This window comes from Anaeroglomus insulsum (genome assembly GCF_050689095.1).
Classification (GTDB): Bacteria; Planctomycetota; Phycisphaerae; order Sedimentisphaerales; family Anaerohalosphaeraceae; genus Anaeroglomus; species Anaeroglomus insulsum.
In genome coordinates this window covers 378851-395575 of sequence record NZ_JBOGCL010000001.1, presented here as the reverse complement: position 1 = coordinate 395575, position 16725 = coordinate 378851, and the positions used below count along the sequence as shown (strand labels likewise).

11 protein-coding genes are annotated in these 16725 nt (G+C 52.5%); 6 read left to right on the top strand and 5 right to left on the bottom strand.

The features are described 5' to 3' along the window. Nucleotides 1–30: 30 nt before the first annotated feature. Nucleotides 31–639, bottom strand: a complete 609-nt coding sequence (locus ACQ9LF_RS01615) for a PEP-CTERM sorting domain-containing protein (protein WP_462487613.1) — start codon at nucleotides 637–639, stop codon at nucleotides 31–33. Continuing rightward, nucleotides 636–3416: a right-handed parallel beta-helix repeat-containing protein gene (locus tag ACQ9LF_RS01610; RefSeq protein ID WP_462487612.1), complete on the bottom strand. Its 2781-nt coding sequence runs from the start codon at nucleotides 3414–3416 to the stop codon at nucleotides 636–638. The genes ACQ9LF_RS01615 and ACQ9LF_RS01610 overlap by 4 nt, the downstream gene beginning before the upstream one ends. A 1066-nt stretch (nucleotides 3417–4482) precedes the next feature. Between ACQ9LF_RS01610 and ACQ9LF_RS01605 the strand changes: the two genes are divergently transcribed. After that, the gene (locus ACQ9LF_RS01605) at nucleotides 4483–5175 is read left to right on the top strand and encodes a response regulator (protein ID WP_462487611.1); all 693 of its coding nucleotides are present in this window, start codon (nucleotides 4483–4485) and stop codon (nucleotides 5173–5175) included. Between the two features lie 23 nt (nucleotides 5176–5198). Further along, nucleotides 5199–6986, top strand: a complete 1788-nt coding sequence (locus tag ACQ9LF_RS01600) for a HAMP domain-containing sensor histidine kinase (RefSeq protein ID WP_462487610.1) — start codon at nucleotides 5199–5201, stop codon at nucleotides 6984–6986. 173 nt (nucleotides 6987–7159) lie between these two features. On the opposite strand, the gene ilvN is transcribed toward ACQ9LF_RS01600, so the two are convergent. The 3 genes from ilvN to ACQ9LF_RS01585 all read right to left on the bottom strand — a co-directional run bounded on the left by ilvN (nucleotide 7160) and on the right by ACQ9LF_RS01585 (nucleotide 9750). Further along, on the bottom strand, nucleotides 7160–7669 hold the full coding sequence (ilvN, locus tag ACQ9LF_RS01595) for an acetolactate synthase small subunit (RefSeq protein WP_462487609.1): 510 nt from the start codon (nucleotides 7667–7669) through the stop codon (nucleotides 7160–7162). A gap of 140 nt (nucleotides 7670–7809) precedes the next feature. Continuing rightward, complete coding sequence (gene ilvB / locus ACQ9LF_RS01590; protein WP_462487608.1) at nucleotides 7810–9522, bottom strand: biosynthetic-type acetolactate synthase large subunit; 1713 nt, start codon at nucleotides 9520–9522, stop codon at nucleotides 7810–7812. Nucleotides 9523–9588: 66 nt separating this feature from the next. Continuing rightward, the gene (locus ACQ9LF_RS01585) at nucleotides 9589–9750 is read right to left on the bottom strand and encodes a hypothetical protein (protein WP_462487607.1); all 162 of its coding nucleotides are present in this window, start codon (nucleotides 9748–9750) and stop codon (nucleotides 9589–9591) included. 395 nt (nucleotides 9751–10145) lie between these two features. Between ACQ9LF_RS01585 and ACQ9LF_RS01580 the strand changes: the two genes are divergently transcribed. The 4 genes from ACQ9LF_RS01580 (at nucleotide 10146) to ACQ9LF_RS01565 (ending at nucleotide 16691) form a co-directional block, all read left to right on the top strand. After that, nucleotides 10146–11309 (top strand): hypothetical protein, encoded by a 1164-nt coding sequence (locus tag ACQ9LF_RS01580; RefSeq protein ID WP_462487606.1) that lies wholly within the window; start codon nucleotides 10146–10148, stop codon nucleotides 11307–11309. Nucleotides 11310–11414: 105 nt separating this feature from the next. Beyond that, nucleotides 11415–13016, top strand: coding sequence for a LamG domain-containing protein (locus tag ACQ9LF_RS01575; RefSeq protein WP_462487605.1), 1602 nt, complete (start codon nucleotides 11415–11417; stop codon nucleotides 13014–13016). A 41-nt stretch (nucleotides 13017–13057) separates the two neighbouring features. Then, nucleotides 13058–15481 (top strand): carboxypeptidase regulatory-like domain-containing protein, encoded by a 2424-nt coding sequence (locus ACQ9LF_RS01570; RefSeq protein ID WP_462487604.1) that lies wholly within the window; start codon nucleotides 13058–13060, stop codon nucleotides 15479–15481. Between the two features lie 85 nt (nucleotides 15482–15566). Beyond that, nucleotides 15567–16691 carry a hypothetical protein gene (locus tag ACQ9LF_RS01565; RefSeq protein WP_462487603.1) on the top strand — a complete coding sequence of 375 codons (1125 nt, stop codon included), beginning with the start codon at nucleotides 15567–15569 and terminating at the stop codon, nucleotides 16689–16691. Nucleotides 16692–16725: the final 34 nt, after the last annotated feature.

The following is a 16725-nucleotide window of genomic DNA, read 5'->3' as shown; positions in this document are numbered from 1 at the left end:
TGCCCGAACTATGATTGGTATATGCAACACTCATTTTCGGCAAATCAGCATTCCGCCGACCGCCAGCAGCAGCATCGTGGCCGGCTCGGGCACGAAACGAATGTTATCAATCGTTGCGGCATAGCCTGCCGAATCGATAAGCTGAATACTGAACGCGGTTCCATCAAGCCACGTTCCTGTCAGCAGTTTGGTTGCCGTGTTATAAGTATGTGTGCTGCATACTATGGTCACATGCGGATTCCAGACTAATTCTGCCGGCTGGCCCACCCATTTCCAGATCGATTGTGACGTGGTCAGGCGGTCGATACGGCCTCCGCTTAGCAACGCTGTGCCATCGACACTCACACTTATCTCGTGAACCTCGCCGCCATGAAAATTGAGATGGGCATTATGGGTCACGCCAATTATCTGTATCCCTCCCAGATAATCGGGATTATAAGGTGTGGTACCAAAAATATCTGCGGCACTCCAGTCATACAAGCGTAGCATATCCCCACCCCCCCCTGTCATTAATAAGCTCTCATGATCCTGGAGCGTTGGGACATAAGCAAGTTCTATTCCCTGTGTGACGACATAGGTATAACCGGCCATCACCGGCAGCGACAGAACTAATAGTACTAATAATGCAAACCGTTTCATTGGACTTCCTCCGATTGAGTGAATGTTTTAGGTGTTGTTTTCAATGCCTTCAGGGATTGATTGATTTCATTCATAAAGCGATCCCATGCATCCGCATCAATATCCTGCTGTAGCTGAGGATCGGATAACCAAAGCGTTTCAAGGAACAGGGCCACATTCTGCAATTCAATAATCTGCTCGCTAGTCGTTTTTTGCAGGGTGACATCTTTCAGTATTGCAGCAGGCCATTCTTCTTCTAAAGATGCCTCCAACGACATGAGCGAAGCCGTCGCATTTATCATCTGTGATTGCTGTTCCATCAAATCCAGCCGCCAGCAGGCCGCCCACATCCAATCCTCATCGAGCCACACCAGCAAATCCGCTAAATCAATCGTGTACTGACTGGTTCCCGTGGATGCCCAATTGCATCGTGCATTCCAGTGAATACAATCAGCCGCTTCCACATGCTGCGGACTGGCGGGATCGCCGGTATAGTAGGTGTGGTCCGGGCAGTTCGGGTCCAGCACATAGGGATCCCATGATTGCCATGCCCATGAAAACAGCCCGAAATCCCCCAGCCCGACCAGCCCGTCCCCATCTAAATCTTTAACATGATACACATCCGAGCAATCCACCTCATCGGCCCCGATATCTACAATATCGTTATCAATTCGTGTCGCTCCGTCCATGTCGGTTTCTTCGGCGGCAATCCCGGCGTTATTCCCCCTGTCAATGCAGGGCGACGTCGGCAGCAGGTGAAAATTATGCAGCGTAATATCCGCGTAGGCAAACTGCGGATTGCAACTGATATTGTGCGAATTCGGGTCCGGCGTCATCAGGGTGAGATTATTGGGATCGGCAAGAAGACAATAGGTCGCAATGCCGTTTCCCCGCAACTGCTTATGGTCCCCGTAAGCTTTGTTGCCCCACAGAATACTGTTCCGTATCGTCGGGTCAAGACCGAAAGCGTTAACTCCTTCGTTGGCATTATACACAATCGTATTGTTGCGAATCAGGGTCGTCCCAGCAGGTTGTATTACACTAATTCCGTAATAGGAATTGCCTGCAAAGCCGTTTCGGAAAACAGCACTATTAAGAATCGAAGGAGTAGAGGCAACTGTAGAAATACCGTTCTGGAAGTTATCATAAATTTGACAGTGATCAACTAAAACAGTCCCTCCTAACCGATGATAGCTACCGTCATATCCATTATATCTGATTATTGAGTCTCTGATTTTAATTTCCGAGTTTTCTGTATAAATTCCATACCACTGATTATACTCTGTGATACAGTTTGAAATAGTAGAATTTACTATATTTTTCCCCAATATGCCTTGTCCTTCTTTGTTGCTTTCAGTAACAATAAATCCATCCAGCATGGTATTATTCCCCATGGTTACTACCGTAGTATTCCGTTTGGGTACGTCCGGCGTAGCGGGATTACTATCGTCGTCGTACATTCCGATATGCCCGGACAAGATCGTCGGCACCCCGCGAATATTCCGCTGGTCGATCGCCGTTTCTGTTCCGGTAAAGCCGCCATACACAGATACCCCTGCAGGAATTACAAAGCTGTCGGTCGTTTTTGTGCCGGGATAATACGTTCCCGCCGCCACCCAAATCTGCGTCCCGCAGCCTTTTTCCGCTCGGCCTATCGCAGCCTGCAAGTCCGTATAAGCATTCGCCCAACTGGTGCCGGTATTCACCCCCGTTGCCGTATCGTCCACATAAATCACATCCCCGCCCCAGCAGCACACCGAGATGGACCTATGGGTTCTGGCCAATACAATGTCTTCAGCAATCAACTCGGTGGTATTCACTACAACGCCGCTTGGCTCCGAATTCTCATTAACCCTCAGCCGGATCGTAACACTGCCCGAACTGCCCGGATACAGCGTCCCCAGTTCCCACGTCACTGTCCGAGTAAAAATATCATACGTGCCCATCGGCGAGGATGATACATAATCCGCATCCGGGGGGATATAATCCACAAGCCTGACTTCCGTCAACGGCTGCCGCGTATGGTTCGGGTCATCCGAATACGTATAGGAAATCGTAAATTCCGCCTCCCCCCACACATCCACACATGGCAGGGTGTTGGGATCAGAATTGACGGTCTTTTCAAAATCAAGACCCGGAATATTGAAATTCGCAACAGTAACAATCTCCTGGCCGCTGCTTCCCCCCAATTCAAATGGTACAAATCGGGAATTGTGCAAAGAAAATTGAGTGTGGTATGATGTACCCCACCTTGATAAGCGAATGTCTGGATTTTCACTGTTTGCAACCAGCCCATCGTAGATATCCCAGACAAGAGCGTCCTCCGTTATCGTGGTAACGTATTCCCCCCCATCTTGGGATGCCTGGACTCCCCACGCCGCAGGGATCCATGAAAACAGGGCTGTCGGGTCGGTTAATCCTATCATCCCCGTTCCTTTTCCATCCAAAACAAACTGCAATGCCTGCAGGAATAATGTCCGTGCTGCCAGCGGACCATGAACAATATGATAATCCAGATCATGGCCGGTTAGAAACACCCGCCCTGTAATCCCGGCAGCAAGTACGCCCGCCGATAATCCGGAATTATTGCCGCCGCTGTTCCACCCGACAATCAGGATATCATGGGTATTCAAATCCGCCAAGGTAACAGGATTTACCGAGGTTCGAAGCGTATAATTCGTAATACCCAATACAGCCATAGCGGCCTGAGTATCGCCGCTGGAGGAATTATGCGGATCATAAACCAAAATATGATAACTGCTAAAGTCCGGCAAAGAATCAGGGGCTTGACTCTGCAATGCCGCAGGTTCTGACTCCCCAGATTCATCGGGAACATTCAGGAATGGATTAACTGAACAAAAACCAAAACATGAACAAAAGAGGATAGAATACAAAAATATTCTTAATGACAAAGTCTTGCTGCCCCGACTCTCAACCCCTTTTCTCATCACACACCGTTTCCTTTCTCCAATCAAATATCCAACCCATCCTATTTGATGCCCTTTACGCCCCGCAAGTACGCCTCACAAAACGCACAAAAAAGGAGCATCGTTTCATCGTGCTACTGTAGGTTCGCCAGAACCCGCCGAAAACACAAGTTCACGATGCCCCAAGCGGGGCACCGACTCTTGCATCTTTTCGGCTATAAACTGGCGATTTACAGTAAGACGCTTAAAGTCCAGTGGACTATCAATATTAAAATTTCAAGTAAATATGTATCTTGTTATGTCTATATTTTCCTAAATCCTTTTGACAAAATAACAATCCTTCACTCTGTATGTTTCCTTTATAATACAAAAACAGACTTACTTTGTCAATAGCTTTCCATTTCTTAAATATCAGCACTGATAGTGCACCCACTATAATGCCGATTCTCAATATCCAAAAGGCCATAAATGGAATATTTGAACAAAATATTTTATTTTGTTAGCAACTTTTCCATTCCGGCTGACATAATAATAAGCTGGGCCGGGGGAGGCCCTCGGGAACCATTTCCCGACCAGGTTTATAGTTTTTACTATGAACTACGAACTATGAACTATGAACTTTTACATGAAGGAGCAAAAATGCAAAACAAACCCAATTCCACATTCTTGTATCCATGTATCCTTGTCTTCATGTATCCATGTATTTTACCAAACGAACCCAATTTTACCTTTTCCCTTATACTTTTTCCTTTTCCCCTTTGCCTTTTTACTTTCTTATGAAACGAACCCAATTTAGCCGTTGCCGACGTTGCGAATCAAACTCTAACGCGACGCTAACATTATGCTAATATTTGACATAGACAATACCGGTGAAATGATATATTAATAGAACGTTCACTTTTGCCGTTTGGCGAGCAGTGGGATAAAGGGAAATCTGATGGCTGATGAGAAAATTCTGATTGTGGAAGATGAAGAGGATGTACTGGAGCTGATTCGGTATAATCTGGATAAGAATGGTTACCGTACTGAGACGGCCATGACCGGCCCGGCCGCTCTGACCAAAGCTCAAATGGTGGGCCCGGATCTGATTCTGCTGGATTTGATGCTGCCTGGGGTGGATGGGCTGGAGGTCTGCCGGACCCTGAAGAAAGATCCCAAAACTTCTGCGATCCCCGTGGTTATGGTTACGGCCAAAGGCACGGAAGCCGATGTGGTGACAGGACTTGAGATGGGAGCGGCGGACTATATCACCAAACCGTTTAGTCCCCGCGTCCTGTTGGCTAGGATTCGTGCGGTGCTTCGTCGGGAACAGCCTGCTGAGGCTGCTGACAATCAGATACTTCGTATCCATGATATCGAAATTGATGCTGGCCGGCATCGTGTGGCCGTCAAAGGGAAAGATGTCCCTATGACCAGCACGGAGTTCAGCCTGCTTCGCTTTCTGGCGGCACGCCCCGGCTGGGTTTTTACCCGCTATCAGATTGTTGACGCCATTCACGGTTCAGATTATCCTGTAACCGACCGCTCTATCGATGTGCAGATTGTCGGGCTTCGCAAGAAACTTGGTCCTGCGGGCAAGTATATCGAAACCGTCCGCGGAGTCGGTTATCGGATGAAAGACCCAAGCTGAACAAACCCAACGGAATCGCCCCGATGAAAAAACGATTGCTCTGGCAGATATTTCCCTCGTATGTGTTGATTATGATTCTCGCTCTGGTGGCGTTTTCGATGAATGTTTCCTTTCTGGTGGATGGATACCTGACGCGACAGACCCGTCAGATGCTTGAGGTTCGCGCTCGGCTGATTGGTTCGGCGATGGAGCCGCTGCTGCAGGCGGGGGACTTGAACCGGATTGATGCACTCTGCAAAAAGCTCGGGCAGGAGAACAAGACCCGCATCACGATGATTGAACCGTCAGGTCGGGTGCTGGGGGAATCGGACAAAGACCCGCAGGCGATGGAAAATCATCTGAACCGTCCCGAAATTCAGCAGGCCATGACCGGCGTGGTTGGTTTCTCTGAGCGCCGACCCAGTGCCACTCTCAAGCAGCGGATGATGTATGTGGCGGTGCCTATTTTCCAGGACACGCAGGTGGCGGCGGTGGTGCGCACAGCGATGCCGCTGGTGGAAATCGAACATGCCATCGGCTCGCTTACCCAGCAGGTGATTCGCTATGCAATTGTGATTACCGCGATTCTGGTACTGGTTAGTCTATATTTTTCCTGGCGTCTGTCGCGTCCGCTGGCATTGCTGCAGCAGGGTGCCCGGCGATTTGCCCAGGGACAGCTGACGCACAAGCTGGATGTCGTCGGACCGGGCGAGATTGCGGAACTGGCCCAGGCGATGAACACCATGGCCCAGGAGCTGAACCACCGCATTGAGGCCTCGACTCGCCAGCGGAATCAGCAGCAGGCGGTCTTTACCGCGATGCTGGAGGGGATTATCGCTTTTGAAACTGAAGGCAAGTGCCTGATGCTCAATACCGCAGCGGCTCGGCTGCTGCAGCTGGATGCGGACAAGGCAACCGGCCGGACTGTGGGCGAACTCATTCATAATAGTGAGCTGCAGTTATTTGTGCAGAATGCCCTGCGATCGCCCCATTCCGCCGAGCAGTTTATCCTGATGCCCGATGCCGACCTGCGGCAGGATTGCTATCTTCAGGTCCGTTCGTCGGCGCTGCTGGACAGCGAAAACCGCCATATTGGAGCGCTGATTGTGCTCAACGATATGACGCGGATTTATCGGCTCGAGCAGATTCGACGCGACTTTGTTGCCAATGTCAGCCATGAGCTCAAGACCCCGGTAACCTCGATTCGCGGCTTTATTGAAACGCTGCAGGATGGGGCGATTCATCACCCCGAAGACGCCAAACGGTTTCTGGGCATCATCGCCCGTCAGACCGACCGTCTTAATTCGATTATCGAAGACCTGCTGCTGCTGTGTGAACTGGAACAGCAGGGGCAGTCCATGCATGTTCCGCGTGAGATCTGCTCGATTCGTGAGATTCTCAACGAGGTTGTGGAACTGTGCCGACATAAGGCCGCAGAACGCAATATTCGCATTCAAATGACATGTCCCGCTGAGCTGAAGGCCTCGGTCAATGCGTCGCTGCTGGAACAGGCGGTCGTGAACCTTGTCGATAACGGCATCAAATACAGCAATCCTGATTCGGAGGTGACGATTGCGGCGACGGCTGAACACGACCGGCTGGTGATTCGTGTGCAGGACAAGGGCTGCGGTATTGCGGCTGAGCATCAGAATCGTATCTTTGAGCGATTCTATCGGGTGGATAAGGCTCGCAGCCGGCAGCTTGGCGGCACAGGCCTGGGGCTGGCCATCGTCAAGCACATCGTCCAATATCACAAAGGCTCAGTATCTGTCCAAAGCACCCCCGGCAAAGGCAGCACTTTCACGCTCTCCCTGCCGCTGGATGTGTCTTAAAAGGAATGTGTATCTACGTAACGGATTTCATTTTGTCGCCAGGATGGTCCAGAATACCTCGAAATGGGACACAGCTGGGCCTCAGGCGGACAATTTTTTTGGGGTGAGTATAAAACAGAAGGGGCGGTTTTGAGGCCGCCCCTGTGAGGGTTGATTGTGTTGTGTCCGAAGGGTTATTTGCCGGCGTCTTCATCCCCGGCGGCAGAGCGGATTTGGCGGGGCATGGCGACTGAGCCGGTGCGGACCATATTTTTGATGCCATAGGGCCTGCAGGCATCGATGAAGGCCTCGATTTTGCTTTCGGGGCCGGAGACTTCCACCATGACATATTTGGTGGCAATATCGACGACCTTGGCGTTAAACATCTCAATCAAAGCCAGGACTTCAGGCCGTTTTTCCGGCGGGCATGCGACGCTGATGAGCATCAGGTCGCGGGCGACGACGTCCAGCCCGGCGAAGTCCTGCACCTTGACGACAGTGATAATTTTGGCCAGCTGTTTGCGGACCTGCTCAACGGTCCTGTCGTTGCCAATGACAACGATGGTCATACGGGACAGCGTCGGGTCTTCGGTGCGACCGACGGTCAGCGAGTCAATATTAAAGGCCCGGGCGGCAAACATGCCGGCCACATGAGCCAGGACGCCGGGTTTATTCTGCACTAATGCACTGAGTATATGTTTCATTGTTATTCTCCTGAGTTATACCCCACGGGTATTATGATTCCGCGTGCCAAAGCAGCACCTGGTTACTATCTCTGTACTTGGCTTCGCCGAAACAAACCACACGTGCGATTCGGTATCTCTGTCAGACGAAGCCGACGGGGTTATGCCATCTCAAAGATATCCAGACCGCTCATTTCATCGAGGCTCTTGCCTGCGGGAACCATCGGCCAGACATTTTCTTCGCGGTCCACGCGGAAGTCCACAACACAGGGTCGGGTTTCTTTGATCATTTTTTCAATGGTCGGGGCGACATCTTCTTTCTTATCGACGGTATAGCCGACGGCACCGAAGGCACGGGCCAGATTGGCAAAGTCGGGATTCTGCAGATAACTGCACGAATAGCGTTTGCCATAGAACAGTTCCTGCCACTGACGAACCATACCCATATAGCCGTTGTTGAGGATACAGACCTTGACGGGCAGCTGGTACTGCACTGCGGTTGACAGTTCCGTCAGGGTCATGTTGAACGAGCTGTCGCCATCGATATCAATCACCAGTTCGCCGGGTCGTGCCAGTTGGGCGCCAATGGCGGCCGGCAGGCCGAAGCCCATCGTGCCCAGGCCGCCGGAGGTAATGAACTGACGCGGACGGCTAAATTTGTAGAACTGGGCTGTCCACATCTGATGCTGACCGACGCCGGTGACGATGGTAGCCTGCCCCTGGGTTTGCCGCCAGATTTCTTCGATGACGTACTGGGGTTTGATGGTCTTGGCATTGGTATCATAGCGGAAGGGGTGTTTTTTCTTCCAGACCGCAATCTGTTTGAACCAGTCTTCGCGCGGACGGAATTCGACTTCTTCAGCCATGGCTTTGAGGACTTCTTTGGCATCGCCGACCACCGGGATGTCTGCGTTGACGTTTTTGGAGATGCTGGCCGGGTCGATGTCCACGTGGATGACCTTGGCGTGCGGGGCAAAGGATTTCAGTTTGCCGGTTACGCGGTCATCAAAGCGGGCGCCGACGGCAATCAACAGGTCACAGTTCTGGACGGCATAGTTGGCGTAGGCCGAGCCGTGCATGCCGAGCATATCCAGGGATTCATTGCGGCTCTGGTCATAGGTACCCAGTCCCAGCAGGGTCATGGTCACGGGGATATTGGCTTTGAGGGCCAGTGCCCGCAATTCATCGGAGGCGTTGGAGATGATTACGCCGCCGCCGACATAGAGTACAGGGCGTTTGGCGTCGTTGATGGCCTGTGCTGCCAGGCTGATTTGCCGGGCGTGGCCGCGGGTGCGGAGATGAAAGCCCGGCAGTTCAATCGGGGTCGGCGCGGTGACGGGTATCTGTGCGATCTGCATATCGACAGGCAGGTCGATGAGCACCGGGCCGGGCCGTCCGGTTTTGGCGATATAAAAGGCCTCACGGAATGCCTGCGGCAGTTCGGCGGGATTTTTGAGAATCATATTGTGCTTGGTGATCGGTCGAGTGATGCCGGTCATATCGGCTTCCTGAAAGGCGTCGTTGCCGATCAGCTCGGTCCGCACCTGCCCGGTGATGGCGACCAGCGGCACTGAATCCATCATGGCATTGGCGATGCCGGTGACGAGGTTGGTAGCGCCGGGGCCGGAGGTGGCGACAATGACGCCGACTTTGCCGGTAGCACGGGCATAGGCATCGGCCATGTGGCATCCACCCTGTTCGTGGCGGGGGATGATGAATTTGATGCGGGAGTCATAGATTTTGTCAAACAAGGGCAAAACCACCCCCCCGAGGTAGCCGAACATCACTTCGACACCCTGTTCTTCGAGGATATCGACGATAATCTGGCTGCCGGGTTTGGTGGGGGCCGTATTGTGAGGTGAATTTTGAGTCATAATAGTCTCCTGATTGTTTATATATAGCATCGAGAATGCAGAAATACGATGTTTTCTGTCTGGTACTTATCTGATTTGTTTAGACCAGGGTAATACAGCCGTTTCGAGATATCTCAATACGGTATCGATTCCCCATTCCAGACAGACAGTGATGATGGATGGACTGCCGAGCGATGTCGGCATACGAGGTCCGGCGGTGATACCGCCGTAAAGGGTGGGAGTGTTCATTTGTGTTTTTCCTGATAAACATATCTGTTATTCCGACGGCTGCGATTTCAATGGGTTGCTCCGACCGACCTGCCAAAGGCCCCAAGCCTTTGACCTGCCAGGTACGGGGTTGATTGCCCGACCGCAGTGCCGTAACCACACGTTTTTTTGTGTTTCAGGGCGCTGGCTATCCATTTTTAGGCTAACCAGCATCTCTATTGTACTATTTTCGGCAGATGAGTCAAAGGAAAATAAGAAATTCTCAAGATATATCCATAAGAAGATATAGCCTGGTTTGTAATAGAGTATTCAAAATTAATTTTTTTGAAACATCTGTACACGCTATGTGTCTTGTTTATATAATGCACTAAAGCAATTCAAGGAGAGTTGAACTGTAAAATCAGGAAGGGCGCGTCATGAAAAAGTTACAGTATGTGCTGCAGGCTGGATGTATTTTGATCGTGCAGGCTGTGGTGTTTGGGCAGCCGCAGTGGCTTCAGTACAAGACATCTCTATCTATGGAGGATGAATTTTCCACGTATGGGAGCTATCACCAACTCGAAAAGAAGCCTGCTGGCGTAAGGATGCCTGAGTTTGGCCCCTATGCCCAGAAATTCGGCAAGTGGCAGCATTCGATGGATGAGGGTAAGGTTCGGTGGATTGCCCTGGACCGCACCCGCAAGTCCGGCCCGATGGACCTGCTGTATATTGATTCCAACGGCGACGGGCATCTGGATGATGAGAAACCCTATAAGGGGGTTGTGTCAGACCAGTATCGGATTGCGTTTGGGCCGGTGGCGGTGTATTTCAAGGGCGAAGACGGGCCGATTACCTATCACTTAAATCTGCAATATTACTCATATGAAGAACAAAGCTCATACCTTATCGTTTCAACGGGGTGCTGGTATGAGGGGGAGGTGATGATTGACGGCAAGCCGACCCGGGTTGCGCTGGTTGACTATAACGCCAATGGGACGTTTTCGGACAAGGCTGAGTCGCCCAACTGTGACCGGATTTTTATCGGGCCAGAGTCGAAACGCAAGGCGTATTATGTGGGCAATTACCTGGAGCTGGGCAACAAGCTGTATCGCGTTGCGATTGCCAAGGACGGGGCAACGTTTGAAATCACTTTGGCCCAGGATGTGGCTTACGGCAAGGTGAAGGTGCCGGCTAATATCACGACGTTTACGGCTGCCGGGGTCAATGGGTTGTTTGATCGGAAACCGGTGGGGGGCGAGGTGTCCCTGCCGGAAGGCCAATATCGCATTCACGAATGGATGATTGAACGCAAAGACGACAAGGGCAAGACCTGGACTTTAAGCGGCAGCGATTTCCCAAGTGAAAAGACATTCACGGTGGCCAAAGACGGGACGCCGGAGCTGGATATTGGTGAACCGGTCATTTCGATGGTTACTCACACGATTCGCAATAATGCTTTTAATTTTAACCAGGAGCTGGTTGGCAAGATGGGGGAATCGATCAGTCTGCGGGTGGGAGGCGGGCGGCCGGATGCACCGTCGCTGCATATCTACAGCAAAAGCGGAGAATATGACCGAACGTTTAAGCTGGAGTATGGGTGAGGCGGGACCTGTTCGCTCTCGTGGCGAGAGCCCAAAGAGATCAAACGTCCGTATTATATCGCTTGTCAAATCAAGGGGCCTTTTGAGATTCGTTCACAGAACCTGGTGATTAAGCCTGAGGGCCGCAGTCTGCCGGCAGTGGGGCAGATGGTGCTGGATGTGAAGACTGCCGCTTTAGCACTGTCGGGGGCTGGACTGGGCAATGCGGATCGCGATCGGCTGCTGGAGCACAACACCAGTCCCGATGCGATGTGGCTGAGCAAAAAAGAAGCGGTTGGCGAGGGGGTTGTGTTTGAGTTTGATGCGGCCCGAACGCTGGAAAAGATTGCGATTTGGAATTATAATCTGCCCAACTATACCGGACGCGGCATCGGCAAGGCGGATATTTCCGTCTGGACCGAACAGAGCGGATGGAAGAGCCTGCTGAAGGGTGTGGAGATAGCTGAAGCGGAAGGCACGCCTGATTACGATGACCCGACGATTGTATCGTTTAAACCGACGCTTGCGAAGAAAGTGCGTATTGAGAACCTGGTGCCGATTCGGGACGAGGGATTTGTCGGTCTCAGTGAGGTGCGGTTCTTCGAGCCGTTTGGTCCTGCGGCGTGCAATCCAGAGCCGACGCCGGCGGCGGTATTGCCTGCGGCCGGACGGGTCAAAGTGCAGTGGATGGCGGGGCAGGGAGCCAGGGCTCATGATATTTATGCCGGCACCCGTCCGGATACGCTGACGCTGCTGGGCCGGACGGAACAACTTGAGGCGACATTGTCGGAGCTTGCTGCCGGGACGCGATATTACTGGCGAATTGATGAGGTGGATGGCCAGGGCAAAATAACGCAGGGTAAGGTCTGGGATTTTAGTCTTGAAGAAGGCAAGCTGGTCGCCGGGTGGGCGTTTGATAAAGTTGAGGACGCCAAGACTGCCGATGCGGCGGGGACTTTTACTGCGGTGCTGCAGGGCGGCGCGCGGTGGGTTGAGCAGGATAGCGGCCGGACGGGTGTCATTGAGCTGGACGGCGAGAAGGGGTTTGTCCAGGCGGATCCGCTGAAGCTGGATACCGACTGCGCAACGATTACCCTGTGGCTGCGTTCCAACGGGGTACAGAATGCCTATACGGGGCTTGTGTTCTGCCGCGGGGGCAAGACGGTGTCGGGCCTGAACTTCAAAAACGACAACGAACTGGGGTATCACTGGGACGACAAATCAGCGACCTGGCAATATGAATCCGGATTGATCGTGCCTCAGGATAAGTGGGTGTTTGCCGCTCTTTCCGTGCGGGATGACAAGGCGATGCTGTATCTGATGAACGACGGTGAGCTGAAGGCCGCAGTGCATGACTTTACGCACGCTGCGGAACCATTCGATGCACCTGTGACCCTCGGCAAGGATCCGGAAAGCAGCAGCAATCGGCATTTCCGCGGGTGGATAGATGATGTTCGAATCTATAATTACGCACTCGATGAAGAGCAGATTCGTGCTGTGGCGGACAATAAGCCTTTTGCTGCCGCCAGAGCTGCAGCCACACCGGTTCTGATCAATACCAAGCTGATTGCGTGGGGGCAAGCTGCTGTGCCGAATGAGCCTGGGGCCGAGGTTTCTTCGGAAGCGACGGCGGAAAAGCCGACGCCCAAGCGTTCGGTCTGGCCGGTGTTGGTGATTGTAGCGCTGATTGCTGCGGTTGTGGTTGCGACCCAGGTGCGAAGGAAATAATAATCCGTTATTGACCCTCCGATTGTGGAAGGAGATAGTGTATGAAGCGGTATGGACTGCCGAGATGTCGGCTGATGATTTGTGCAACGGTATTGGCTTTGTGCGGGACTGCGTTTGGGGTCACGTACACGGGTAAGGCGTTTTGTCCGAATGGCAACCCCGTGGGCGGCGTGGATGTCAAGCTGTATCAGTTGTCCATGGACCTGTCCACCCAAACGGTGAAGATGAATCTGCTGGGACAGGGCCAGACCAATCCACAGGGGGAATACAGTATTACCTCGGATGTGCCCATTGATCCGGGTACGCAGGCGATTTGCGGGGTTGCCAAGCGGTCGGACTATGCTTTTACCTGGGCGATGACGATGGGACAGCAGGCGGCGCCGCTGGAATTTCACATGAGCGAACCGCAGACGCTGGCCGGGCGGGTGGTGGATGAGCAGGGCAAGCCCGTTGCCGAAGCCCAGGTGCGGCTGGTGGTGCTGGTGATTGCTGACGAGAATGCCCGGCCCGATACGGAGCCGCGGATGATGCTTAATTTTGAGCCGATGCCGTATTTTACGACAACGACCGATGCCGAAGGCAAGTTTGAGTTTAAGGAATTGCCTGCGGGCAGTTCGGCGGAATTTTTAATTACCAAGCCGGGCATGGGACAGATATTGACGGCCAGTGATGACCTCAATCCGATGCAGGGATTTCAGTATAAAGCCGGCCAGAAGGACATTTCCTTCACGATGAGCAAGGGGCTGACCCTGTCGGGCATCGTGATGGATTCAAACAATAAGCCGGTGGCTGATGTTTTGTTGTCGGTGACCCGGATCGGCCTAGATATCGATCCGACGCAAAAGCCGATCAAGACGGATGCGGAAGGGCAGTTTTCAGTGAAGGATCTGGCGGCGGGAACCTATCGGGTGATGGTGATGAGCGACCAGTGGCTTTGTGAGCCGCAGACGGTGGATCTGAAAAGCGATATGGGTATCCAGCTCAAGGCCAAACAGGGAACGATGGTGCGGATCAAGGCGGTGGACCCGGATACGGAAGAAGGCCGGGAGGGAATCCAGATTTACCTGAATCAGGATAACCAGCCGGGTGTCGTCGGCAAGACCAACAAGGAGGGGATTTTTGAAAAGCAGCTTCTGCCGGGGCATTACCGTGTGCAGGTTCAGGATGGAAATCTGTCTAAAAGACAGGAATTCGACGTGGAAGAAGGCAAGACGGCCGAGGTTAAAGTGGTCCTGGGTGCGGCGAACAAGATTACCGGCATTGTAACCAGACCGGACGGCAAGCCTGCGGCCGGGGTCGAGATGAAGCTTATCCCGCAGGGTTTGGGTGTGGCGGTCAAGACCGATGAAAAGGGCAGTTATACGCTGCGATGGTCGCCGGATAATATGTCGTGGGCGGAAGGAGAATATCTGCTGGTGGCGATTGACCGGGGCAATAAGCTGGCGGCGGTGGTGAGTGTCGATGCTGAGACCAAGGTGATGAATGTGCAGCTCAAACCGGCATTGACGCTGACGGGGAAAGTGGTGGATCCGAATCATCGGCCGATCCCAAACGCTTCGGTTTTCGTCCAGATTCGCGCTTCACGATGGTCCAGTACCTTTGATAATACAAGCATTACCACCGATAAAAATGGTGTTTATAAAGCGGAGTTGCTGCCTGCGGAAGGGACGTACTATCTGAGTATTTCCGGCCCGAAGGGGTATGGGACTGCGTCTGCCACGATGGATGAAGCTGCCGAAGGTAAACTGGCCGTTGAAATGAAAGATGTGGTTTTGAAGATTGCCAACAGTTCTATTTCAGGCCGGGTGGTGGATGTGGATGAAAAGCCGCTGGAGGGAGCAAGGATTTACTGCTATGGCGATGGCCAGCCCAATCTGAATGTCACCACCGATAAAGATGGCAAGTTTACACTCAGTCCGGTTTGTGAAGGGAATATTCGACTTAGTGTTAATTACAACAGGCTGAGTCAGAATATGTATGCCAATGTCTTTGTGCAGGCGGGTGAAAGAGATGTGGAAATCGTCCTGATGCCGGGCGGCAATTCGGGACGGCGTGCGGCACCGAAACCCAAGTCGCTTGTGGGCAGGCCGCTGCCGGCGGTGCTGAGCGATCCGAATCAGTTCGACGGCAAGGCCCTGCTGGTGTGTGTGTGGGATTATCAGCAGCGTCCCAGCCGATTTGCGGTCAGAGAACTGGCAAAGAAGGGCCAACTGCTGGTGGATAAAGGGGTCGCTGTGGTGGTGCTGCAGGGAGAACCGGCGGATAAGGCTGCGGTGGAAGGCTGGCTGAAGGAAAGCCATATTGCTTTTAAGCTGGATATGATTGCCGCCGATGCCGAAAAGACGCGACGGGAGCTTGGAGTGCAGGGTTTGCCGTGGATGATTCTGACAGATAAGGCTCATCAGGTGGTGGCTGAAGGATTTGGTGTGGAGGGGATTGAGGCGGCACTGGAGAAGGTGAACTAAGCGTTCGGAGTTCATGGTTGGTAGTACGGAGAATAATACATTCGGGCTTTTGCGGGAATGACAACGGTTGATATTGAGAGGATCTATGAAGCAGGCTGCTTTGGTTGTTTTTTTGTGTGCTGCGGCGTTCGTGTCAGCGGCGGAATATGTCTTCGACTTGGCGTGGCAGGATCATGGTTTCAATGAGAGTGTGCGTTCGAATCTTCGAAATGAGCCTTTTGCCAAGGAGCCTGAAAGTTCAGGCGGTAAAGTCTATCGCGGTCATATCTGGCTTGGGGGAAAGGAACCGGCCGGATTTATCTGGCTTAAACAGGATAGAAAATTCTACATCGATCTCAATCAGGACGGTGATTTGACCAATGACCCCAACGGGATTTTGAATGAGAATACTCCGAAAGGACATCCCAGTTCGGAGTATGAATTTGAGCCGTTTACGATTGAACGTCAGACCGAGTTTGGAACGCTGCGGTATGTCATTGATCTTAGAGTGTCCAATTACAATGAATCTTATTTTTATCCCTATTTTACACTCCGTTCCGGTTTTAAAGGCACATTATCATTAAAAGGCCAGACGTGGGATTTTTCGGTGGCCGATATGCCGGGATCGTCAGAGGCCCAGCGTTTTTTGTGCTGCCTGGCGGATTTAAAGGAGCCATGGTATCGTCCTCGCTGGACGATGCCGGAGATGATTTTTGTTGGCGGGGCCAATTATACAATCAAATTGCGATGGGCTCAGAAAGATGGGACACCGCTGCTTCAGGTCGTGCTGGCTGATAAGGCCGTGGCGATGGGGCAGATGGAAATTCCGGGCAAGGAAATCCGGAGCCTGTCGCTGCAGAGTGCCAATACCATCCTTTTTCCGGAAATCAGCGAGACTCCGGTTGCTGTTCCGGCCGGCCAGTATCATTGTTGGGAGCTGTCGCTCAGAGGCAACGACTTTCGAATGATTACCCCTCGGCGCCCTGTTGACCTTATGTGTACGGTGCCGGAAAATGGGATTGGCCAGTTCAAGGCGGGGGCGCCGCTGAATCATACGGTGGATGTCGTCCGATCCGGCAATATGCTGACATTCAATTATAAACTGGTTGGCATCGGCGGGGAGGAATATGACCCCCGGCAGGTGACCGGATACGATGGCAGCAAAGAGCCCAAAGTGGAGATTTATAAAGGCGATATGCTGCTGGCCTCGGGCGATTTTGAGTTTGGGTGAGGCGGTACCTGTTCGTACTCGTGTCGAGTACCTA